Here is a 21,692-nt window from a genome sequence, read left to right as displayed (position 1 = left end):
GAGGTCACGCTGATGAAGCTCCGTCTGTCCCTCGCCGCCGGCCTCATCGGGACGCTCGCGGCGCTCCCGGCCGCCGCGGCCTCCTGCGAGCAGGAGATCGCCGCCCTCGAACCGCGCCTCAGCGAGCAGACGCGGGACGTGATCTCCACCTCCACGGCCAGCAAGGAGGTGTCGAGCCGGCGCGAGGCGCAGGGCGAGCAGGCACAGGCCCGCAACACCACGCCGTCCGCCCTGCCGAAGGGGCCGGAGCCGGGATCGGCGGAGGCCAAGGCCGCCGCCGAGGCCGGGACCGGAACGAGCGTGATGCAGGCGCGCGCCAGCCTCAATCAGGCCCGCGAGGCGGCCAAGAAGGGCGACGAGGCGGGCTGCCGCAAGGCGCTCGGCGAGGCACGGGCCCAGCTCGGCGGCTGACGCCTTCGCGCGGCGCACGGCCGACCGGCGCTGGCCTGGCGCCGGGCGCAGTTTACCTGCGGGCACTCCCATATCAACGGCCCAAGATGCTGACGCATCGGGCCGTTGAGGCATCTCGATCTTCGACGCCAAGTCAAAGAGTTGACGGGAAATCGAGAACCGAACCGGCGGCCATTGGAATCGACCGCCGGTATCAGGGGCGCGATCGCGGCGCATCCGGAGACGCCCGCGCCCGGCAGGCCTTGGACGGGGGAGGGGCAGATGCGATCGCCTTCGTCCGAACCGACCTCGCCAACCCCGACCTGCCGGAGCGGATCGCGCGGAACGCAGCCTTGACCGAGGACGACCGCAGGACGTGGTACAGCCAGGGGCCGGAGGGCTACGTCGACGGCCCGACCCCGACGGGCGCGGCCCAAGCCGCGCCACGCGGCCCAAGCCGCGCCACGCGGCCCAAGCCGCGCCGCGCGGCCTTACAGGCTGCGATAAACCGCCGTCTCGAAGGCGAGGTAGTTCTCCACCGAGGCCGGGTCGGCGAAGGGGAAGATCTGGGTGCCCCAGAACCCGCCGACGCCGGTGCGGCGGTCGATCCAGAAGTAGAGGTTGGCGAGGCCCGCCCAGGCCAGGGAGCCGGCCGGGCGGCCGGTCGGGGCGTCCTCCTCGTTGATCATGAAGCTCAGGCCCCAGCTCTTCGGCATGCCGGGGAAGAACTCGGCGTCGTGCGAGAGCGCCTTGATCACGCCGGGCAGGGGGCGGATGCGCATCGGGCCGAGGCCGTTCTGCGCCGCCATCGCCACCGTCTCGGGCTTGAGCACGCGGCCGTGCTCGCCCGCCCCGTCGTTCAGCCACAGGCGGATGAAGCGGCCGTAATCGTCGGCGGTCGAGTAGAGACCGTGGCCGCCCATCTGGACCTCCGGGTCCTGCGGCAGTTCGAAGGTGGCGAGGGGCTTCAGAGACCCGTCCTGGCCGCGCTGGTGGATGCGGGCGAGGCGGGCGCGCATCGCGGGCGTCATCGTGAAGGCGGTGCTCGTCATGCCGAGCGGCGCGAAGATCCGCTCCTGCATCACCGCGCCCAGGCGCTGGCCGGTGATGCCCTCCACGACCTGCCCGGCCCAGTCGATGTTGCTGCCGTATTCCCAGCGTTCGCCCGGGTCGAACAGCAGCGGCGTCATCAGGGCGGCCCGGGTGCCGGTGGTGACGGTCGGCTGGCCGCGCTCGCGGGCGAGCCGGGCGTAATCGGCGTTGAAGATGTCGTAGCCGAGCCCGGCGGTGTGCAGGAGCAGCATCCGGGTGGTGATCTCGCGCCGCGGCGCCCGCAGAGTCGGGCTGCCGTCCTCCGCGAAGCCCTCCAGCACCCGGAGTTCGCCGATGGCGGGGGCGTAGGTCCGGGCCGGCGCGTCGAGGTCGAGCCCGCCCTCCTCGGCGAGCAGCAGGGCCGCGGTGGCGGTGATCGCCTTGGTGGTGGAAAAAATCGCCAGGACGGTGTCGGGCGTCATCGGCGCCGGCTCGCCCTGGACGCGGTGCCCGGCCGCGCCCGCGTAGAGGGTGCCGCGCCGGTCGGTGGCGAGCGCCACCACGCCCGGCAGGCCCGGGCTGGCGCTCACCGCCTGCCGCAGGAGCGCGTCGGCGGCCTGCGTGAGATCCTGTGTCATCGCGGGTCCTCCCTTGCGACGCCGGGCCGGCCTCTGCGGATCGCCCCCGGTGGCGTTCGCGGGCAGCACGATAGGCCGCCCGGGCGCTGCCGGCGAGGTGGTCCCCGGGCCGCGGCGCCGCAGGGCGCATCCGCGGCTTGACGGACGGCCCGGCGCTTGCAACCCCGTCGCCCGCGGGCGGCACCGCGCGGCCCGGCCCCAGGGAGACCACACGCATGAGCACGCAGGACGCCGCGCCGACGACGGCCGAGCCGACCCAGCTCCTCCACCTCGTCTTCGGCGGCGAACTCCAGAGCCTCGACGGCATCACCTTCCGCGACCTGTCGAAGCTCGACGTCGTCGGGATCTTCCCGGACTACGCCAGCGCCGCCATCGCCTGGAAGGCCAAGGCGCAGCAGACGGTCGACAGCGCGCTCACCCGCTACTTCATCGTTCATCTGCACCGGCTGCTGCAGCCGTGAGCGGACGCGCGGGTGCGGGACCGACGAAGACGTTGTGACGCCTCGGCGCCACTGGTAAGAGCCGGGCGCGCCGGGACGGGCACCCTCTCGGCGGGCGGACCGATGGACAGACGATGAAATCCTCGATCAAGATCGTGGCCGGCAACGCGAGCCGTCCCCTGGCGGAGGCGATCGCGGCCTACCTCGAGCGTCCGCTCGCCCTGTGCTCCGTGCGGCGCTTCGCCGACATGGAGATCTTCGTCGAGTTGCAGGAGAACGTGCGCGGCGAGGACGTGTTCATCGTCCAGTCGACCTCGTTCCCGGCGAACGATCACCTGATGGAACTGCTCATCATGATCGACGCCGCACGCCGCTCCTCGGCGCGGCGCATCACCGCGGTGATCCCGTATTTCGGCTATGCCCGGCAGGACCGGCGCACCTCGGGCCGCACCCCGATCTCGGCCAAGCTCGTCGCCAACCTGATCACGGAGGCCGGCGCCGACCGCGTCATGACCCTCGACCTGCATGCCGGGCAGATCCAGGGCTTCTTCGACATCCCCACCGACAACCTCTTCGCCGCCCCCGTGATGGTGCGCGACATCAAGGAGCGGCTCGACCCGTCCGACCGCATGGTGGTGTCGCCGGATGTCGGCGGCGTGGTGCGCGCCCGCGCGCTCGCCAAGCGCATCGACGCCCCGCTCGCCATCGTGGACAAGCGCCGCGAGCGCCCGGGCGAGTCGGAGGTGATGAACATCATCGGCGAGGTCGAGGGCCGCTCCTGCATCCTCGTGGACGACATCGTCGATTCGGGCGGCACGCTGGTGAACGCCGCGGAAGCGCTGCTCGCGCAGGGGGCGAAGGACGTCTACGCCTACATCACCCACGGGGTGCTGTCGGGCGGGGCGGTCTCGCGCATCGCCTCCTCGAAGCTGAAGGAGCTGGTGATCACCGATTCGATCCAGCCCACCGCCGCCGTGAAGCTCGCCCGCAACATCCGCGTGGCGACCATCGCCCCGCTGCTGGGCGAAGCCATCGGCCGCACCGCGGACGAATCGAGCGTGTCGAGCCTGTTCGCCTGACGGCGCGCGGCCGGCCCCCGGCCTCCCGCCGACGATCAGTCGAGGCCCGGCCGGAAATCCGGTTTGCGCGAGGCCGCGACGGGCCTATATTAGGTCTCTCCCTCACAGCGTGAGACGGGACATTCCGGTTCGATCCGGGATGTCGGCGGTGCCGCCGCGGCGCCGCCCGGTGGTTCCTGCCGCGCGAAGGAGGGGTCGTCATTCGTGTCCGTCGGCCGCGCCGACGGAGTGGCGCCCGGCCGGATCTGGGCGCGTCTGGAGGTGATTCATGTCCCAGGGACCGTTGATGCCCAAGGCGACGGCCGTCTGGCTCATCGAGAACACGTCGCTGGCCTTCGACCAGATCGCCGATTTCTGCAAGCTGCACCCGCTGGAGGTGAAGGGCATCGCGGACGGCGAGGTGGCGAGCGGCATCAAGGGCCTCGACCCGGTCTCCACCGGCCAGCTCACCCGCGAGGAGATCGAGAAGGCCCAGAAGAACCCCAGCCACCGCATGAAGGTGGCGGTGTCCAAGGTGAAGCTGCCGGAGGTGAAGCGCACCAAGGGCCCGCGCTACACGCCGCTCTCGCGCCGCCAGGACCGGCCGAACGCGATCCTCTGGCTCCTGCGCAATCACCCGGAGCTGAAGGACGCGCAGATCATGCGCCTCGTCGGCACCACCAAGTCGACGATCCAGCAGATCCGCGAGCGCACGCACTGGAACTCGGCCTCGCTCCAGCCGATGGATCCCGTCACGCTCGGCCTGTGCACCCAGATCGACCTCGATTTCGAGGTGCAGCGCGCCGCCAAGGACCGGCCGGCCGTGGAGGCCGCGGATGGCGGCGCCACCCTGATGCCGCCGGAGCTCTCGGTGCTGCCCGAGCCCGAGGACCATCACGACGACCGGCACGGCCGCCCGGGCCGCGACGAGAAGATCGACGCGGATTCCGTCTTCGCCCGCCTCAAGCCGCTGCGGCGAGGCGAGGACGAGGACGACGACGATCTCTGAGCTCAACCTTGCCTGAACGGCGCTTTTGGGATAAGGCGCCACGATCCGACGGCATCTTGCGCGACGGCGAACGGGAGGGGCGGCACAGCCCCTCTTTCGCGTTCGGCCGGAGCCGCCGGGCTTTTTTAGGAAGTACGTTCCCGTTCGCCGATCATGCGCCGGCACGCCCCCCGACGGGGCGCGCGGTCTCCCCCGCCGACGCGGAGGGGCCACCGGCGGGCGGGAGCGGCCCGTCACACGAGCCGCCGGCGCCGTTCCCGACCCACGAGGCGGGGGCGATCTCAAGGAGTTTCAATGTCCGCAGGTTTGCAAAGCGCCTACGAGTCGAGCCGCGAGGACTTCGCCTCCCTCCTCGAAGAGTCGTTCCGCGAGCACGAGATCACGGAAGGCTCCGTGGTCAAGGGCCGGGTGGTGGCGATCGAGAAGGACGTCGCCGTCATCGACATCGGGGCCAAGACCGAGGGCCGCGTCGCCCTCAAGGAATTCACCGGTCCCGGCCGTGACCAGCCGATCGCCGTCGGCGACGAGGTCGAGGTCTACGTCGACCGGATCGAGAACGCGCTGGGCGAAGCCGTCATCTCGCGCGACAAGGCCCGCCGCGAGGAGAGCTGGGTCAAGCTCGAGAAGGCGTTCGAAAACAACGAGCGCGTCTCCGGCACGATCTTCAACCAGGTCAAGGGCGGCTACACGGTCGACCTCGACGGCGCCGTGGCGTTCCTGCCGCGCTCGCAGGTGGACATCCGTCCGGTCCGCGACGTGACGCCGCTCATGGGCACGCCGCAGCCGTTCCAGATCCTCAAGATGGACCGCCGCCGCGGCAACATCGTGGTGTCGCGCCGCACCGTGCTCGAAGAGAGCCGGGCCGAGCAGCGCTCGGAGCTGGTGGCGAACCTCGAAGAGGGTCAGGTCATCGACGGCGTGGTCAAGAACATCACCGAGTACGGTGCGTTCGTGGACCTCGGCGGCATTGACGGCCTGCTGCACGTCACCGACATGGCGTGGCGCCGCGTCAACCATCCGTCCGAGGTCGTCAACATCGGCCAGACGGTCAAGGTCAAGATCATCAAGATCAACCACGAGACGCACCGCATCTCGCTCGGCATCAAGCAGCTGCTCGCCGATCCGTGGGAGGGCATCGCCGCCCGCTACCCGGTCAACGCCAAGCTCAAGGGCCGCGTGACCAACATCACCGATTACGGCGCCTTCGTGGAGCTGGAGCCGGGGATCGAGGGCCTGATCCACGTCTCGGAGATGAGCTGGACCAAGAAGAACGTCCATCCGGGCAAGATCGTCTCCACCTCCCAGGAGGTCGAGGTGCAGATCCTGGAGGTCGATCCGGTCAAGCGCCGCATCTCGCTCGGTCTCAAGCAGACCCTGCAGAACCCCTGGGAGGCGTTCTCCGAGAAGCACCCGGTGGGCTCCGAGGTCGAGGGCGAGGTCAAGAACAAGACCGAGTTCGGCCTGTTCATCGGCCTCGAAGGCGACGTCGACGGCATGGTCCACCTCTCGGACCTCGACTGGAACCGTCCGGGCGAGCAGGTCATCGACGAGTTCAAGAAGGGCGACGTGGTGCGCGCCCAGGTTCTCGACGTCGACGTCGAGAAGGAGCGCATCTCGCTCGGCATCAAGCAGCTCGCCGGCGACCCCTTCGCGGATGCGGGCGAGATCCGCAAGGGTCAGGTCGTCACCTGCGAGGTGCTGGAGGTCAAGGATTCCGGCATCGAGGTCAGAATCGTCGACACCGACCTGTCGACCTTCATCCGCCGGGCCGAGATCGCCCGCGACCGCGGCGACCAGCGCCCCGAGCGCTTCGCGGCGGGCGAAAAGGTGGATGCCCGCGTCACGCAGTTCGACCGCAAGGCGCGCCGCGTGCAGCTCTCCATCAAGGCCCTGGAAATGGCCGAGGAGAAGGAGGCGATCGCCCAGTACGGCTCGGCCGATTCGGGCGCCTCGCTCGGCGACATCCTGGGCGCGGCCCTCAAGGCCCGCCAGGGCGACAAGAAGTGAGGCTCCGGCCCGGCCTCGGCCGGGCCTGACCTAACGTCTCACGGCAGCGCCCGCCCGGAGCGATCCGGGCGGGCGTTCTCGTGTGCGCGGGCCGCGGCGACGGACCGGGTGGCGGCGCGCCGGCCCTACAGCCCGATCAGCTCGGCGATCAGGTCCGCGCCGGCCGCGGCCGAGCGCTCGCCCGCCGCCACCGCCCGCTCGGCCTCCGCGGTCCTCGCCCGCACCTCGGCGGTGCCGACGAGGCGCTGGTGCAGCCGCTCGTGCACCATCGCCCACATCCACTTCACGTCCTGCGCCCGGCGCCGGCTCGCCAGTTCGCCCGTCGCCGTCAGCTTGGCGCGGTGGTCGAGGATCGCGGCCCAGAGCGCGTCGAGGCCCTGGTTGGCCAGCCCCGAGATCGTCACCACGGGGGGCGTCCAGGTGGCACTCGCGGGCGTCAGGATGTGGAGCGCCGCCCGGTACTCGGCCGCCGCCGCCTTGGCGCGGCGCGACCCTTCCTCGCCGTCCGCCTTGTTGACCGCGATCAGGTCGGCGAGTTCGAGGATGCCCTTCTTGATGCCCTGCAGCTCGTCGCCCGCCCCCGGCAGCATCAGCACGAGGAAGAAGTCGGTGAGGTCCGCCACCGCCGTCTCGGACTGCCCGACGCCCACGGTCTCGACCAGGATCACGTCGAAGCCCGCCGCCTCGCACAGCAGCATGGTCTCGCGGGTCTTGGCCGCGACGCCGCCGAGGGTGCCGGAGGAGGGCGAGGGGCGGATATAGGCGTTGGGATCGACTGCGAGCCGCGCCATCCGGGTCTTGTCGCCGAGGATCGAGCCGCCCGTGCGGGTCGAACTCGGATCGACCGCCAGCACCGCCACCCGGTGGCCCTGCGCGGTGAGGTTGGCGCCGAGCGCGTCGATGGTCGTCGACTTGCCGACGCCGGGCACGCCGGTGATGCCGACCCGCACCGCTTTGCCGGTGTGGGGGAGGGCGCGGTCGAGGAGATCGCGCGCGGCGGCGCGGTGGTCCGGCCGCTTCGATTCGGCGAGCGTGATCGCCCGGGCGAGGGCCGCCCGGTTGCCCTGAAGGAGCTGGTCGAGGTCGGGGGCCGGCACGCGCGTCATCGGACCTTTCTGCCGGGTCGGCCTGCCGCCGTCGAGGGGCGCCGGCCCGGCCATTGGGCGCAATCCACGCGCACGGCCCGTGCCCACCGGGTCACGCCCGGGCCGAAAGCGGAGGCGCTGCCCCGCCGCGGCCAAGATCGCGGCCCATCACGGCTCCCATGCCCCGCGGAGACGAGACCTTGCCACGCGCCCCGACCCCGCCCGTCGACCCCACCCGGCGCGGCATGCTGCGGCTCGCCGCGGCCTCCCTGGCGGGGCTCGGCCTCGGCGGCTGCCTCGGCGAGGGCCTCGTCACCGGCGCGCTGACGGCGCCCGAGAAGCAGTCGGCCCTCGACGTCAGCCCGCTCCTCCTCGTCGCCACCACCCGGCGCCCGGCGAAGGATCCGCGCGCCGCCCCCTACTTCACCGAGGAGCGCGGCCGGGGCTTGAGCTTCGCGGAGCTGCGCCTGTCGGCACCCGACCGCTCGCTGATCGGCAAGGTCTCGTCGGTGGTGACAGGCGACTGGCGCCTCGTCGCGGCGCCGCGGGTCGAGACCGGACCGGGCGCGGCCGCCGCCTTCGCGGACGCGACGCTCGGGCGCGACGTCCTGCTCTACGTCCACGGCTACCGCGAATCCTTCGAGACGGCGGCGCTCAGCGCCGCGCAGCTCTCGGACGGCATCCGCTTCCGCGGCGTCTCGGGGCTGTTCACGTGGCCCTCCGCCGGCTCGACCTTCGATTACGGCTACGACCGCGAGAGCGCGCTGTGGTCGCGCGATGCCCTGGAGGACCTGCTGCGGGCGCTCGCCGGCCCGGCGGGCGGCGGGCGCATCCACCTCGTCGCCCACTCGATGGGCACGCTCCTCACCCTGGAGACGCTGCGCATGCTGCGCGCCGATGCGGGCGAGGGGGCGATGGCCCGGATCGGCGCCGTGGTGCTGGCCGCGCCCGACATCGACATCGACCTGTTCACCAAGGGAGTCGAGCGGCTGGGTCCGGCGGCCGCGAAGATCACCGTGATCTCCTCCACCCGGGACCGGGCGCTCGGCCTGTCGAGCACCATCGCGGGCGGGGTGCTGCGGGCCGGCGCCGCCGACCGCGAGCGGCTGGAGGCGCTCGGCGTGCGCGTCGCGGACGCCTCGGAGTACGGCAGCGGCCTCATCAACCACGACCTGTTCCTGTCGAACGGCGAGGTGCAGCAGGTGGTCAAGCGCGCGGTGGCCCGGGCCGCCGGCGCCTGAGCCTCCTGCGCCGACGCGGCCAGCGGATCGGCGGCAGCCGATCTCCTGAGCGCGCGCGACCCATGCGCCGGCGCGGCTCGCCGGCGCGGGACGGCGTGATAGGCTTTCCGGACTGAGGCCAAGAGACCTCGATCGATCCGGGAGGACGCCATGCCCACCAACCGACGCCAGATGCTTGCCGGCACCGCCGCCGGACTCGCCGCCGCCGCAACCGGTGCCGCGAGCCCGGCCGCCGCAGCGCCCGAGGCCTTCGCCATGCCGCGCGGCCTCACGCTCCTCAACCTGCGCGGATCCGATGGACCGCGGCTCGGGGTGAAGACCAACCGGGGCATCCTCGATGCGGTCGCGGCCGGCGAGGCGCTCGGCCTGCCCGCGCCGCGCGACATGGACGACCTGCTGCAGAACGGCCGCGGCGAGACGCTGGCCCGGCTCGTGGCGGCGGCGCGCGAGCGCGGCACCCCGGCGCTCTACGCCCGGGAAGAGACGGTCTCCTTCGCCCCGCTGGTCACCCGGCCCGAGAAGATCATCATGATGGGCTTCAACTACCGGACGCACGCGGCCGAAACCGGGACCCCGGTGCCGAAGGACCCGCCGCTGTTCAACAAGTACAACAACTCCCTCAACCATCACGGCGGCACCATCAAGCTGCCGGTGAACGCCGCCAAGCAGTTCGACTACGAGACCGAGCTGGTGATCGTGATCGGCCGCGAGTGCCGCGACGTGCCGGAGGCGGAGGCCCTGGACTACGTGGCCGGCTATGCCACCGGCAACGACTTCAGCGCCCGCGACCTGCAGCGGCTCACCTCGCAGTTCATGATCGGCAAGACCTGCGACGGCTTCGCGCCGCTCGGCCCCTACCTCGTCACCAGCGATCTCGTAGGCGACCCGAACAACCTGCGGATCGAGACCGTCGTCAACGGCGAGGTGCGCCAGGATTGGAACACCAACGACATGATCTTCAACTGCCGCCAGCTGATCAGCTTCGCCTCGAAGGTGATGACGCTGAAGCCCGGCGACATCTTCTTCACCGGCACGCCGCAGGGCGTGATCCTCGGGCTGCCGCAGGACAAGCGCTTCTGGCTGAAGCCCGGCGACAAGGTGGTCAGCCGCCTGGAGAAGCTCGGGGAACTGCGGTTCGATCTCGCCTGAGACGCGCCGTCAGGGCTTCGGGGCGTCCGCCTTCGTGGCGAAGGTCGCCTCGAAGCGCCCGCGCTGGGTGTCGGCGGTGCAGGCCACCGTCGAGGTGCCGGGGCCGGAGGGCGGGAAGCGGCACGTGCCGACCGTCGAGAGCGTGTCGCGGATCACGTCGCCCTGCGGCGACTTCGAGGTGAGGAGCAGGACGCTCACGGGCTGCGACGCCTCGACGCCGAATTCCTCCTGCGGCCCCTGCGGCGCGCCGGTGCCGCTGAAGCTCACCACCGTGCCGTCGCTGGCGCTGAAGTCGAACGAGGTGCGCCGGCCCTGCACGGTGTTCACGAGCTCGTCGGTGCAGGTCGCGCTGCTGTCGCGCCCGCCGACGATCAGCTTCTCGCAGGTGCCCTTCAGGGCGTTGCGGACGGGGGCCTGCGCGTGCGCCTCGACGGTGCAGGCGAGGCCCAGGAGCGGCAGGACGAGGAAGAGGCGCGGCAGCATGCCGACGATCTAGGCAGGGGCGCGCGCCTGTCGAGATGCGACCTTGTGGCAAGGGGCCGCCCCCCTCGTCCGGCCTCTGGTCAGGCCAGTCCGGTATCGGCGGCCTCCGGGGTGATCTGCCCGTCCGCCACCAGCGTGGCGAGGCCGTGCACCAGTCCCCAGGCGCGCACCGTCTCGCGCGCGATCGACGCCGCATCGCCCCCCCGCTCCGCCACGGTGTCGCGCAGCACCGCGAAGGCGGCCTCGGCCGCCTCGCGCAGATCCGCGTGCGCGGCGCGGTCGAGGGCGCTGCCGAACATCAGCCGGAAGGCCGCCCGCTCCTGCGCGGCGAAGCCGAGATAGGCCCGGCCGATCGCGACCAGCCGCTCGGCCGGGGCCGCGGCCGACCGGGCGGCGTCCAGCCGCGCCCGCAGAGCGAGGAAGCCGTCCGTCGCCACGGCGGCGAGCATCGCGTCCCGGCTCGGGAAGTGGCGGTAAGGAGCGTTGTGCGACACGCCCGCCGCCCGGGCCGCCTCCCGGAGCGTCACCGCATCCGGCCCGCCCTGGTGCAGCAGCGCCCGCGCGGCCGTGAGCAGGCCCCGGCGCAGGTCGCCGTGGTGATAGGCCGTCTTCCCCCCGAATGTTGACAATGCCCACATTCCTCCTATGTTGCTGGCGTCAACATAGACCCTTCCCGTGTTCTTGCCGAGGCGCCGTCATGACCCTCGCCCCGCTCCTCGCCGCCCCGCCGGTGATCCAGCTCCACGTCGCGGCGGCGGTCGGGGCGCTCGTGCTCGGCCTCGCCCAGTTCGCGATCCGGCGCGGCACGCCCCGGCACAGGCTGGTCGGGCGGCTCTGGGTCGGGCTGATGGCGGCCGTGGCGCTGACTTCCTTCGGCATCTCCGGCCTGCGGCAGGTCGGGCCGTTCAGCTGGATCCACGGCCTGTCCGTCGCCACGCTGGTGCTGCTCTGGCTCGCGGTCCGCTACGCGCGGACGCGTCGCGTCGCGGCGCACCGCTGGGCGATGATCGGGCTGTTCGCGGGCGGATTGGTGATCACCGGCCTGTTCACGCTGCTGCCCGGCCGGCTGATGCACACGGTGCTGTTCGGCCCGCCCCCGGCGCGGACGGCGAGCCGATAATGGTCCGATCCCGACGCTCGGTCCCTGCCGCGGGCGGCTGCTTGCGACACTGGGCGGTCAACCGGGAAGCCACCAGCGCAGGACCGCTCGCGGTGGTATAGCAGAATTTCAAGATGAAATCGCCTGATGCAGTCAAGATGATGTAGCTATTTGGGTGTTTTTAAGGCCTCATCAGGCGATGATTTTCTAAAATTACGACCTATAATTTTGGGGAGGACTTGGTGATCATCCGGTCTGTTCCAGACGGGCGCATCCTATTGAAACGCTTCGCCGCGTCGCGACCTTCGCTCACCAAGCCTCTCCCGAGCCAAGCCTCACTTTTTCGGATATCCCACATAATAGATCCCAATGACGCCGCTGCTTGCGTCACGAATCGGCTCGTAGCCGGTGGTGTAGGGGTGGCCAAGGATATCGGCCTCTCCGAAATAGGCATCACCCTTGTTGATCGCCGCGATGGCCTTGCCCTTCGGATCGAGAATGGTCCCAACGGCGCGCGATCCGTCATCCTTCTTCACGTTCGTCGACACGCGGACAAATTCACCACCGCTCTTGACGAACAGGGTCGCGGTCCCGCCCACCTCCTTCTGCACGCTATCGACCAGGGAGAAGTCACCGTTCATTTTGGTCTGCCCGAAGTAGAGAACCGGGACGGTCTTGCCGGCGACGGTGTCCTCGCCCTTTACGCTCGGGCCTCCGAGTGCAGCGGCCTTCGACTTCAGGCGCTGCATGGCGGCCTGTACGTCCTCCGCGGGACCAGCGTAGACGCTGGTGAGCATCGGAACGGTCGCGCTGGCCAGGAACGCCAGGAGTGACAGGGTCAGCAAAGGCGCTTTCATGGTCATCTCCCTTCCTGCTAACGCCACATCCTCGTGGCGGCGATGAACGATCAGCCCCCTCTTGCTGATGGACCGTGAACTTGGCACCGGTCCGGTCTTGGCCTCAGCCGGTGCAGGCTGTGCCTTACCGAATGACCCGGTCATGCAGCGCGGCCACCGACGTTCTCCTTCAACCTCGATCCGAGTGAAGGGGGGCGCGATCGGGACCTTGCGAGATGCTGCCTCGCTTTCTGCGCCGCACCCAGCGGCGAAACCCAAGGGTGCAATCTGCCGCCTTGCCCCGACGTCGCATTGAGTTGGATCAAGCAGCTAGCATCGACCAAGTCGAAAGGCTCCGAGATGCCCAACCCGCCCATATCCGCTTCCGGTGGCGGAGCAGCCGTTTGCGTTGGCCTCGCTGAATACCTGCTTTCCACCGTTGCGGATCTCACGAGCGGGTACCAAGCGTGAGATGTGAACCGCGAGCGGCCTCAGGCCGGCGGGTGCGGGTCCGGGCGGCCGGGTCGGACCAGCCACGTCACCGAGGCGTAGGCGCCGAGCCAGGAGCCGAGCGCCGCGAAGGCGACGTAGACGACGTTCTCCGTGTACTTGATCACCGCGAAGGCGGAGAGCAGGTACCAGATCGCGCTCCAGTTCGCGGCCGGGATGCGCCGCCGCGCCACCACCGCGGCGTTGAAGAACACGTAGGCGGCGTCCGTCACGGCGGTGGCCGTGAGGACGCCGAGCGCGATGAGGGGATCGATCATGGTCTCCTCCCGGTTCGGGGCTCGGGCAGGATACCGGTGGACGCCGCCGGGCGGCGGCTCACGCTTTCGGGGGAGGCAGGGCGGATTTGGGCATCAGCATGTGCACGCCCTTGTTGCCGTCCACCGTCTGGGTGATGCGCAGGTTCCCGGCGAGCGAGCACAGCATGTAGGCGTGGTTGCGCGACAGCCCGGTCCGGTCGCAGACGTGGCGCACCATCTCGCGCACGGCCTGGCGCATCGCCTCGTCCAGGCTCTCGTGCAGGCCGATCGCCATCAGGTCGGTGGGCGTCTCGGCGAAGGGCCACGCGTAGCCGAGGTCCTTGCGCACGGTGAGCCGGAAGGTGCCGGTGAGCCCGGTCTCCAGCGCGGTCACGCAGACCTCGCCGTCGCCCTGCACGCCGTGCCCGTCGCCCGCGTAGAAGCCCGCCCCCTCGTTGAAGACCGGCAGGTAGAGGGTGGTGCCGACCTTCAGCTCCTTGTTGTCCATGTTGCCGCCGAAGGCGCGCGGCACCGGGGACGACACCCGGCCCCAGGCCAGGGGCGGCGCCGTGGCGAGCACGCCGAAGAACGGGTCGAGCGGCAGCTCCGTCCCCCAGGGCAGCACGGCGACGCCGCGCGCGGCGTCGATGTCGGGATGGATGGTCTCGTACTCGGTGAACTCGTCCGGCAGGGTGCCGAGCAGCGGCAGGATGGCGACGAAGCCCCAATCCTGGCGGAGCTTCAGGTCGAGGATGTCGACCTGCAGCACGTCGCCGGGCGCGGCGCCGCGCACGTGGACCGGGCCGGTGACGAAGTGCGGGCCGTAGCCCGGCGACAGCGCCTCGATCGCCGCGAGGTAGTCGGGCGGGTTGCGGGCCGGGTCCGGATGCAGCGAGCGGGCGCCGCCCGCCGCGAAGGAGTGCAGGGTGACGGTGTCGCCCGACTCCACCGTCAGAACCGGCGCGTGGCTCGCGTCGAAGGCGCCCAGCACCATGCTCTCGGGGGTGGCCGGGATCTCGTGATGGGTCGGCATGCGCGTCCTCCGTGTCCGCCGCCCCGCGCGGGCCGGCCGCGCCCCCCATCGCGCGGGCGGCCGGCGGCGGCCAAGCCCAAAGTGGCGGCAGCGGACGACGCGGACCGCGCCGCGGCTCACCCCCGCTCGCGCAGGTAATCCTCCGTGGTCTTCGGCCCGGGCGCGGCGTGCGGGTCGAAGCCTTCGGTCACGACGTGCGAGACCCGGCAGGTGTCGCACATCATCAGGGCGCGGATGCGCGACTGGCCGGCGGCGCCCGCGAACATCCAGTGCTTGTCCTGCAGGCGCCCGATGATGCGCTCGATGGTGCTGCGGGTGCCGAAGGGCTTGCCGCAGGTCACGCAGTCGAACGGCTCCTCCTCCTTGAGGGTGACCCGCGGCGCGCTCCAGGCCGCGAAGTCGAGGCGGGGCGCCAGCGTGATCACGTCCTCCGGGCAGGTGCCGGCGCACAGGCCGCACTGCACGCACAGGCTCTCGGCGAAGGTCAGGCGCGGCCGGTCGGGATCGTCCGCGAGCGCACCGGTCGGGCAGGCCCCGACGCAGGCATGGCAGAGGGTGCAGGCCTCGGTCCGGAAGTCCAGCCCGCCGAAGGGGGCGCCGGCATCGAGGGCGATGCGGTCCACCGGACGCGGTGCGGCGTGGTGCAGCTCCCGCAGGGTGACGCGCAGCACGCTGCGGGCGTCCCCCTCCGGCACGAGGCCGGCCGGGGTCGCGGCGGCGGTGCCGCGGGCGGCCTGCGCCAGGGCGCGGCCGAGCGCGTCGGGATCGTCGGTCTCGATCACCGAGACGACCGGGCTCCCGTCGCCCGAGCCGTAGCCGAGCGCCTGCACGATCGCCTCCGCACGGGCGACGTTGCGGTGGAGCGGCGCGAGGTCGTGCTTCGGCCTGCCCCGCGCCAGCAGGTGCACCGCCACCGCCCCGAACGCGAAGGCGCCGGTGAGGGTCTCCAGGCCGACCTGGGTCACCTCGTTGAGCGCGAGCGGCAGCACGTCGGCCGGCAGGCCGTCGCCCGAGCGGGCGAGCGCCTCGACGAGGTCGGCGCCGTGCTCACCGTCGTGCAGCAGCAGCGCCGCCTCGGCCCCGCCGGCCGCCCGGTAGGCCCGCAGCAGCGTGCGCAGCCGGCGCATCAGCGCGTCGGCAGGGGGCAGCGTGGTGGCGGCGGCCCCGGTCGGGCAGACCGAGGCGCAGGTGCCGCAGCCCGCGCACACGAACGGATCGACCGCGACGGTGTCGCCCGCGGGCGCGATGGCGCCGGTCGGGCAGACGTCGAGGCAGCGGGTGCAGCCGGTGATGCGCGAGCGCGAATGGGCGCAGAGCCCGGTCCGGAAGTCGATGAAGCGGGTCTTGTCGAAGGTGCCGACGAGATGCGAGGCTTCGAACACCGCGCGCGCCACCGCCGCCGGGTCGCGCGGATCGGCCCGCAGGTAGCCGCTGCGCACCTCGTGCGCCGGAAACAGCGGCGGGTTGCCGGTGAGGTCCACCACGAGATCGCAGGTGGAGGTCGCGCCGCTGCGCGCCGGCCCGAACACCAGCCGCTCGCGCGAGGAGGGCGCGGGCAGCGCGTAATCGTCGATGGCGAGCGAGAAGGCGCCGAGATGCCCGGTGGCGGTCCGCACCGTGCCCTGCAGCACCGGAAACTCGTCCCGGCGCGGCGGCGCGACCTCGCCCGGCCGCGTGAGCAGCACGGTCACGTCGAGATGGTCGGCGAGCCGCCGTCCGACCTCGATCGCGCTCTCGTCCCGGCCGTAGACCAGCACCACGCCCTTGCTCTCCAGGGTCACGACCGGCACCGGCGCGATGGGCTCGGCCGCGGCGGCGAGCAAAGCCGCCATCTTCGGCCCGGCCCGCGCGGCCTCCCGCGACCAGCCGGCAGCCTCGCGGATGTTGGCGTAGGCGACGCGCCCCTGCGCGCCTTCCTCCTCGGCCACCTCGTCGAAGAGCGGCGCCTTCAGGGTGCAGGACACCGTGACCGGGCCGCCCGCCGCGAAGGCCGCGCGTATCCGGTCAAGCTCCCGCCCGCATAGCTGATCGCCGGTCTCGACCCGCCCGCCGCAGCCTCGCCCGATCGCCTCCGCGTCGAGGGGCATCGTTCCCTCGCAGGAACAGGCGAAAACCACGCGGTTCGACACGGTGACATCCTCGGCGGGGGGGAGCAAATGCCTCATTGCCGGCACTCCGGCCCCGTATATAGGAACTGTTCGAAATCAGCGAACCGACACGTGGGCGCAGGCCCGGACGCCGATCTCCCGACGCCGATTTGTCGACACCATGACCCCGACGAGCGCCGCCCCGGCGGCCGAGCCCCTCATCCTCCTGCCCCCGCCCTTCACGCTGGTCACCTCGGCCGCGCCGACGGACGTCCACGCCGAGGCCTGCCGACGCGCGGCCGCCGACGAGGAGGCGGCCGGTACGCTCGTCTATGCCGCCAGCGAGGCGCTGATCGCGCTCGCGGTGGTGCTCGCCCCCGCCGAGCCCCTGGCCCGGGCGCGGCGCGCCTTCCTGATCGGCATGGGCGCGCTCGCCGACGCCCTCGGCAGCCATGCGCCGCCCGACAAGCCGATCGGCTTCGACTGGCCCGACACCCTGCGCTTCGACGGCGCGCGCCTCGGCGGCGGGCGCCTCGCGCAGCCGGAGGGCTGCCCCGAGGAGGCCGTGCCGGACTGGCTGGTGTTCTCGGCGATGCTGATCGCCTCGAAGCGCCATGCGGGCGATCCGGGCCACACCCCCGGCTCGACCTCGCTGGAGGAGGAGGCGTTTCCCCCCGGCATCGCCCCGCTGCTGGCCGAGAGCTTCGCCCAGTACCTGATGCGGGGCTTGTCCGTGCTGGAGGAGGACGGGTTTCCGGCCGCGGGCGCGCGCTACCTCGCCTACCTGACCCCGCTGCCGGAGGATCGGGCCGCCCTCGACGAGTCCGGCGATGTCCTGGTCACCTCGGCGCAGGGCGTCAGCCGTCTCTCGCTGCGGGAGGCGCTCGCCGCGCCGGCATGGCGCGACCCCGACACGGGAGCGCCCCGCCTGTGACCGGCCTGAAGCTGCCCCGGACCCTGCGCCTCGACGCCTCCGACACCCTGGTCTTCGCCGAGGCCGCCGAGCCCGGCGAATGGGCGGTGACCGGCTCCTTCCTGTTCTTCGACGCCGTTCCCGACCGACTCACCCCGAAGGAGCGGATCGCCTTCCGCTCAGGCTTCCTCGGCATCGCCTCCTTCGGCTTCTCGACCCTCGTGGTGGTGAGCGAGGCGAGCGAGGCGGAGCGCGACGCCGCCATCGAGGCGCTCGCGGCGCAGATCCAGCGCCGCCTCGGCGCCCCGAGCCTGGAGGCCGCCCGGGCGGCGGCGCGCGAGGAGATCGCGGTCGCGGCCTCCCTGTGCCAGCCGCCGGTCAACACGGTGCTGGCCCTCCACCGCAGCCTGGAGGACGGCGAGATCCGCGAGCAGTTCCGGCTGCTGCGCCCGCGCGAGGGAGCGGTGCCGGGCGCCGACCGGCAGCACGCCTACGCCCGCGCGTTCGATTTCTTCGAGAGCGACGAGCCGGAGGAGCATGTCGACCTCGTGGGGCTGATGGGGAGCGACAAGACGTGACCGAGTTCTGGGTCTCCAGCGGCCACCATCTCGCCCGGCGCACCGAGGGCGGCGGGCTCGCCGTCACCGACGAGCTGCTGCTCGCCTATCTGGCGCGCCCCGAACTCGTGCCGCCGCCGGAGGCCTGCGCGGCCGAGCGGGCGCTGCACGCCCGCCTGCTGGCGCAGCCGCGCCGGCCGGTCGCCCCGGCGGAGATCGCCGCCATCACGGACGCGGATGCGCGCGAGAACTGGGAGGTGGTGCTCGCTTTCCGCGACCGGCTGCTCTCGGCCCGTTCGATCGAGGCGGCCTATCTCGACATCGTGCGGGGCGGAACGGCCGGCACGCCGTCCCTGTTCCTCAACCAGCTCGTCCACCTGATCCTGCGCAACGCGCTGGACGGCTGCGAGGACCCGTTCGTGCTGCGGGCGGGCGAGCTGTTCTTCCGGCCCCAGGTCGCCTCGACGGGGGAGGGCACGCTGCTGCTCGCGGATGCCGAGATCATCGCGATGGCCGAGGGGCTGGCCCAGCCCTCGCCCCTGGTGGCCATGCTCGGCCGCGAGCCGGTCGGCGACCTCGACGTGCTGACGGCGGAGAACGCCTGGACCTACTGGAGCCGCTCCGACGCCTTCACGATGGCGCTCAACCTCGGCTCCGATCCGAGGAGCCGCGAGGGCTTGGCGCGGGTGATCGAGGCGTTCGTGCGCCACCTCCTGCACCGCGAGGTGCAGGTGACGCCCCGCGCCGGGATCGAGGACCGGGACTGGCGCTGGTTCGTCGGCCTCGACGCGGAGGCGACGCGGATCGGCAACGCCCTGTGGCGCGGCGAGGCGGTGGACGAGGCGGCCCGCGCCCGGGTGCTGGCGCTGTTCACGCTCACCTTCGCGCAGGCCGACGGGGTCGATCCGCGGGTGGGCCCGCATCCGGTCTACCTGCTCCTGGCGATGACGCCCGATCGCCGGGTGACGCTGAAGCCGCAGAACCTGATCGCCGGGCTGCCCCTGAGGGGAGACGCCGCATGACCGCGCCGCAATTCGAGGTCGGGATCGTCGTCGCCAAGCGCCGGCTGAAGGGCCCCTGGGCGAGCCACGCGTGGCTGCCCGTGGCGGCCCTGCCGGGCATTCCCGGCACGGCGCCCTGGACCCGGCTGACGGGGGGCGAGGACGAGGAGACCTTCTACGCGGGCGCCCACGTCGTGGAGCTGCATCCGGCCGAGACCTCGCATTACGGGGACAACCTCGCCTCGGCCCAGCCCTCGCTCTGGGTGGCGCTGCGCGAGGTAGGACCGGAGACCTACGAGATCGCCACCGTCACGGCCGACCCCTACGAGGGCGAGGCGCTGGCCGAGGGAATCGGCGAGATCGTGGAGGCGGTGGCGATGCCGCCCGAGATGCAGGCGTGGCTTCACGCCTACTACGCCGCCCACCACGTCGAGCGGCCGTTCGAGAAGCGCAAGCGCGACCGGGCCGACCCCGAGGCCCTGGCCCGGCGCGCCCGGCGGGACGAGACCCGATGAGCGGCGGCGACTTCCTGGCGCGCTGGTCGCGGCGCAAGCGCGAGGCGGCCCGGCCCGAGCCGGAGCCGGCGGCCGACCCGCCCGAGGCCGCCGTCGCGCCCGAGACGCCCGTTGCGGTGCTCCCGCCGGAGGAGCTGGCGCGGCTGCCCGCCCTCGACGCGCTCACCGTCGAGACCGACCTGACGCCGTTCCTGCGCGAAGGCGTGCCGGCCATTCTGCGCAATGCCGCATTGCGGCGGATGTGGTCGCTCGATCCGGCGATCCGGGACTTCGTCAGCGAGGCCCGCGAATACGCCTGGGACTGGAACGTGCCGGGCGACGTTCCCGGCAGCGGGCCGCTCCTGTCGGGCGAACGGATCGAGGAGATGGTCGCGCGCATCATGGGCGATCCGCAGCCCGAACCGGCACGCATCGGTGACGGGATTAATCCCGAGCAGACCAAAAAAGAACCAGAAGAGCTCCCGGGCGATCAGGTGCAATCAGCGCCGGTGGGCGAGCCCGACAACGTCGTTCCGATCGGGCCGGAAGTCCTGCCGCAGCGGGAGATTGTCGAGACCGTCGAGGCCCGACCGGCCGAGCCGGCGGAAACCGCGCACCCGGGCGCCAAGCCCCTGCGACAACGACGTCATGGCGGCGCCATGCCGATTTGACACATTAAAAAGTAGCATTGCGGGGGGTGGACTTCCGTATAAGCTAACGAGCGCTAACGCGGCGACGCGACCGCGGTGCGAGGGTGGAGATGCGAGGGGTCGGGTACGCGTGTGATGACCGAGCCCTGGGTGTGAGCGAGTTGGTGGTTGACGAGACGCCGATGGTCGACGAGATCGACGTGCTGCGCGCCCGCCAGTACGACCTTCTCGCTGCGGTGCTCGGCCGACCGCCGAGCTTGGATCTCATCGAGGCGCTGAGGGGTCTGGAAGGCGGCGACAGCCCGCTCGGCCGTGCGCATGCGGCGCTGGCGCGCGCCGCCGCGAATGCGGGCCTGCATGCGGTCGACCGCGACTATTTCGACCTCTTCATCGGGGTCGGCCGCGGCAAGATCCTGCCCTATGCCTCCTACTACCTGACCGGGTTCCTCAACGAGCGGCCGCTGGCGCGGGTGCGGGAGGATCTGATGACCCTCGGCATCGAGCGCGACCCCGCCTTGAGCGAGCCGGAGGATCACATCGCAATCCTGTTCGACGTGATGGCGGGCCTCGCCGCGGGCCGCTTCCCGGCGCCGCCCGGCGGCGATCGGCAGTTCTTCGACCGGCACCTCAAGCCCTGGGCCGGCCGGCTGTTTTCCGACATCGAGGCGTCCGCCGCGACGCCCTTCTACCGCGCGGTGGGCGCCCTGGGGCGGGCCTTCGTGAGTATCGAGACCGAAGCCTTCGCGATGGACGCCTGAGGGCGCGGCGAGGGCGCGATGCAAAAATCTGGGAGAGCGAGGATGCAGCAGGACAGGAAGGACCAAGTCGGACGGCGGCAATTCTTTCGCGCGCTCGGCGGCGGCACCGTCGCGGCGGCGGGCGCCCTCGTGTCGCCGCTCTCCACCACCGAGGCCCAGGCCTACGACCCGGGCGCGGCCGAGACCAAGGCCCGCTATCGCGAGAGCGACCACGTGAAGGCCTTCTACCGCACCAACGGCTACGAGACGCTGAAGAAGTGAGATCGCCATGCTGACGAAGCGCAAGAGCGGCGAGGCGAGCCGCGCCAAGCATCAGGCGGTCGTGGCCGGCCTGCCCCAGACCCTCGATCGGCGCAGCTTCCTGCGGCGCTCCGGCCTCGTGGCCGGCGGGCTCGCGGCGGCGGGCTCGCTGCGCCTCGGCGCGGTGCGCGAGGCGAAGGCCGCAGGCTCCTCCGCGGTCGGCCCCGAGACGGTGATCCGCAAGAACATCTGCACCCATTGCTCGGTCGGCTGCACGGTCACGGCAGAGGTCGTCAACGGCGTCTGGGTCGGCCAGGAGCCGTCCTGGGCGAGCCCGATCAACCGCGGCACCCACTGCGCCAAGGGCGCGGCCATCCGCGAGCTGGTGCACGGCGAGCGGCGCCTCAAGTACCCGATGAAGATCGTCAACGGGGAATGGCAGAGGATCTCCTGGGAGCAGGCGATCGACGAGATCAGCGAGAAGCTGAAGGTCATCCGCGAGAAGAACGGCGCCGATTCGGTCTACTGGCTCGGCTCGGCCAAGTTCACCAACGAGGCCGCCTATCTGTTTCGCAAGCTCGGCGCCTTCTGGGGCACCAACAACGTCGACCATCAGGCCCGCATCTGCCACTCCACCACCGTGGCGGGCGTCGCCAATACCTGGGGCTACGGCGCTCAGACCAACTCCTACAACGACATCCGCAACGCCAAGACCATGATCATCCTCGGCGGCAATCCCGCCGAGG

24 protein-coding genes are annotated in these 21,692 nt (G+C 71.7%); 16 read left to right on the top strand and 8 right to left on the bottom strand.

Annotated elements, in window-relative coordinates:
• Positions 1-12 precede the first annotated feature (12 nt).
• Complete coding sequence (locus MFF61_RS25835; protein ID WP_238240564.1) at positions 13-411, top strand: hypothetical protein; 399 nt, start codon at positions 13-15, stop codon at positions 409-411.
• 470 nt (positions 412-881) lie between these two features.
• Here the strand turns inward: MFF61_RS25835 and acmB are convergent, their stop codons facing one another.
• Positions 882-2,060 (bottom strand): methyl acetate hydrolase AcmB, encoded by a 1,179-nt coding sequence (gene acmB, locus MFF61_RS25825; protein WP_238240563.1) that lies wholly within the window; start codon positions 2,058-2,060, stop codon positions 882-884.
• 215 nt (positions 2,061-2,275) lie between these two features.
• On the opposite strand from acmB, the gene MFF61_RS25820 reads away from it, so the two are divergent.
• From MFF61_RS25820 to rpsA, 4 genes are all read left to right on the top strand, one after another.
• Positions 2,276-2,521: a DUF4170 domain-containing protein gene (locus tag MFF61_RS25820; RefSeq protein ID WP_238240562.1), complete on the top strand. Its 246-nt coding sequence runs from the start codon at positions 2,276-2,278 to the stop codon at positions 2,519-2,521.
• Between the two features lie 113 nt (positions 2,522-2,634).
• Positions 2,635-3,579: a ribose-phosphate pyrophosphokinase gene (locus tag MFF61_RS25815; RefSeq protein ID WP_238240561.1), complete on the top strand. Its 945-nt coding sequence runs from the start codon at positions 2,635-2,637 to the stop codon at positions 3,577-3,579.
• Between the two features lie 268 nt (positions 3,580-3,847).
• Positions 3,848-4,567, top strand: a complete 720-nt coding sequence (locus MFF61_RS25810) for a DUF1013 domain-containing protein (RefSeq protein ID WP_238240560.1) — start codon at positions 3,848-3,850, stop codon at positions 4,565-4,567.
• 294 nt (positions 4,568-4,861) lie between these two features.
• Entirely contained in the window at positions 4,862-6,574 is a 1,713-nt protein-coding gene (gene rpsA / locus MFF61_RS25805) for a 30S ribosomal protein S1 (RefSeq protein ID WP_238240559.1), read from the top strand.
• Positions 6,575-6,699: 125 nt separating this feature from the next.
• On the opposite strand, the gene meaB is transcribed toward rpsA, so the two are convergent.
• On the bottom strand, positions 6,700-7,680 hold the full coding sequence (gene meaB, locus MFF61_RS25800) for a methylmalonyl Co-A mutase-associated GTPase MeaB (RefSeq protein WP_238240558.1): 981 nt from the start codon (positions 7,678-7,680) through the stop codon (positions 6,700-6,702).
• A gap of 224 nt (positions 7,681-7,904) precedes the next feature.
• On the opposite strand from meaB, the gene MFF61_RS25795 reads away from it, so the two are divergent.
• Positions 7,905-8,900, top strand: coding sequence for an alpha/beta hydrolase (locus tag MFF61_RS25795; protein ID WP_238240572.1), 996 nt, complete (start codon positions 7,905-7,907; stop codon positions 8,898-8,900).
• Between the two features lie 150 nt (positions 8,901-9,050).
• Positions 9,051-10,049, top strand: a complete 999-nt coding sequence (locus MFF61_RS25790) for a fumarylacetoacetate hydrolase family protein (RefSeq protein ID WP_238240557.1) — start codon at positions 9,051-9,053, stop codon at positions 10,047-10,049.
• 9 nt (positions 10,050-10,058) lie between these two features.
• On the opposite strand, the gene MFF61_RS25785 is transcribed toward MFF61_RS25790, so the two are convergent.
• On the bottom strand, positions 10,059-10,532 hold the full coding sequence (locus tag MFF61_RS25785) for a hypothetical protein (protein ID WP_238240556.1): 474 nt from the start codon (positions 10,530-10,532) through the stop codon (positions 10,059-10,061).
• Between the two features lie 80 nt (positions 10,533-10,612).
• The gene (locus MFF61_RS25780; protein ID WP_238240555.1) at positions 10,613-11,161 is read right to left on the bottom strand and encodes a TetR/AcrR family transcriptional regulator; all 549 of its coding nucleotides are present in this window, start codon (positions 11,159-11,161) and stop codon (positions 10,613-10,615) included.
• Positions 11,162-11,229: 68 nt separating this feature from the next.
• On the opposite strand from MFF61_RS25780, the gene MFF61_RS25775 reads away from it, so the two are divergent.
• Entirely contained in the window at positions 11,230-11,652 is a 423-nt protein-coding gene (locus MFF61_RS25775) for a DUF2306 domain-containing protein (RefSeq protein WP_238240554.1), read from the top strand.
• Positions 11,653-11,966: 314 nt separating this feature from the next.
• On the opposite strand, the gene MFF61_RS25770 is transcribed toward MFF61_RS25775, so the two are convergent.
• The 4 genes from MFF61_RS25770 to MFF61_RS25755 form a co-directional block, all read right to left on the bottom strand.
• Positions 11,967-12,494: a Cache 3/Cache 2 fusion domain-containing protein gene (locus MFF61_RS25770; RefSeq protein WP_238240553.1), complete on the bottom strand. Its 528-nt coding sequence runs from the start codon at positions 12,492-12,494 to the stop codon at positions 11,967-11,969.
• A 464-nt stretch (positions 12,495-12,958) separates the two neighbouring features.
• Positions 12,959-13,234 carry a hypothetical protein gene (locus MFF61_RS25765; RefSeq protein ID WP_238240552.1) on the bottom strand — a complete coding sequence of 92 codons (276 nt, stop codon included), beginning with the start codon at positions 13,232-13,234 and terminating at the stop codon, positions 12,959-12,961.
• Between the two features lie 58 nt (positions 13,235-13,292).
• Complete coding sequence (locus tag MFF61_RS25760; RefSeq protein ID WP_238240551.1) at positions 13,293-14,246, bottom strand: acetamidase/formamidase family protein; 954 nt, start codon at positions 14,244-14,246, stop codon at positions 13,293-13,295.
• Positions 14,247-14,362: 116 nt separating this feature from the next.
• On the bottom strand, positions 14,363-16,333 hold the full coding sequence (locus MFF61_RS25755; protein ID WP_238240550.1) for a 4Fe-4S binding protein: 1,971 nt from the start codon (positions 16,331-16,333) through the stop codon (positions 14,363-14,365).
• Positions 16,334-16,514: 181 nt separating this feature from the next.
• Here MFF61_RS25755 and MFF61_RS25750 point away from each other — a divergent pair, with 181 nt between their 5' ends.
• From MFF61_RS25750 to MFF61_RS25715, 8 genes are all read left to right on the top strand, one after another.
• Positions 16,515-17,267, top strand: coding sequence for a biotin/lipoate--protein ligase family protein (locus MFF61_RS25750; RefSeq protein WP_238240549.1), 753 nt, complete (start codon positions 16,515-16,517; stop codon positions 17,265-17,267).
• A complete protein-coding gene (locus tag MFF61_RS25745) occupies positions 17,264-17,824 on the top strand; it encodes a DUF6505 family protein (RefSeq protein WP_238240548.1) in 561 nt (186 codons plus the stop codon). Before MFF61_RS25750 ends, MFF61_RS25745 begins: the two co-directional genes overlap by 4 nt.
• Positions 17,821-18,825 (top strand): DUF6352 family protein, encoded by a 1,005-nt coding sequence (locus MFF61_RS25740; protein WP_238240547.1) that lies wholly within the window; start codon positions 17,821-17,823, stop codon positions 18,823-18,825. The genes MFF61_RS25745 and MFF61_RS25740 overlap by 4 nt, the downstream gene beginning before the upstream one ends.
• The gene (locus tag MFF61_RS25735; RefSeq protein ID WP_238240546.1) at positions 18,822-19,319 is read left to right on the top strand and encodes a DUF3305 domain-containing protein; all 498 of its coding nucleotides are present in this window, start codon (positions 18,822-18,824) and stop codon (positions 19,317-19,319) included. Before MFF61_RS25740 ends, MFF61_RS25735 begins: the two co-directional genes overlap by 4 nt.
• A complete protein-coding gene (locus MFF61_RS25730; RefSeq protein WP_238240545.1) occupies positions 19,316-19,969 on the top strand; it encodes a DUF3306 domain-containing protein in 654 nt (217 codons plus the stop codon). The genes MFF61_RS25735 and MFF61_RS25730 overlap by 4 nt, the downstream gene beginning before the upstream one ends.
• Positions 19,970-20,100: 131 nt before the next feature.
• The gene (locus MFF61_RS25725; protein WP_238240544.1) at positions 20,101-20,706 is read left to right on the top strand and encodes a TorD/DmsD family molecular chaperone; all 606 of its coding nucleotides are present in this window, start codon (positions 20,101-20,103) and stop codon (positions 20,704-20,706) included.
• A gap of 42 nt (positions 20,707-20,748) precedes the next feature.
• Positions 20,749-20,967 (top strand): formate dehydrogenase, encoded by a 219-nt coding sequence (locus MFF61_RS25720; RefSeq protein ID WP_238240543.1) that lies wholly within the window; start codon positions 20,749-20,751, stop codon positions 20,965-20,967.
• 7 nt (positions 20,968-20,974) lie between these two features.
• Positions 20,975-21,692, top strand: a 718-nt coding sequence (locus tag MFF61_RS25715; RefSeq protein ID WP_238240542.1) for a molybdopterin-dependent oxidoreductase, incomplete at its 3' end; no start/stop codon positions are given.

It is taken from the genome of Methylobacterium isbiliense (assembly GCF_022179325.1).
Taxonomy (GTDB): Bacteria; Pseudomonadota; Alphaproteobacteria; order Rhizobiales; family Beijerinckiaceae; genus Methylobacterium; species Methylobacterium isbiliense.
Note: the sequence above shows the minus strand (reverse complement) of the source record. Positions and strands in the feature narration are given on the sequence as shown.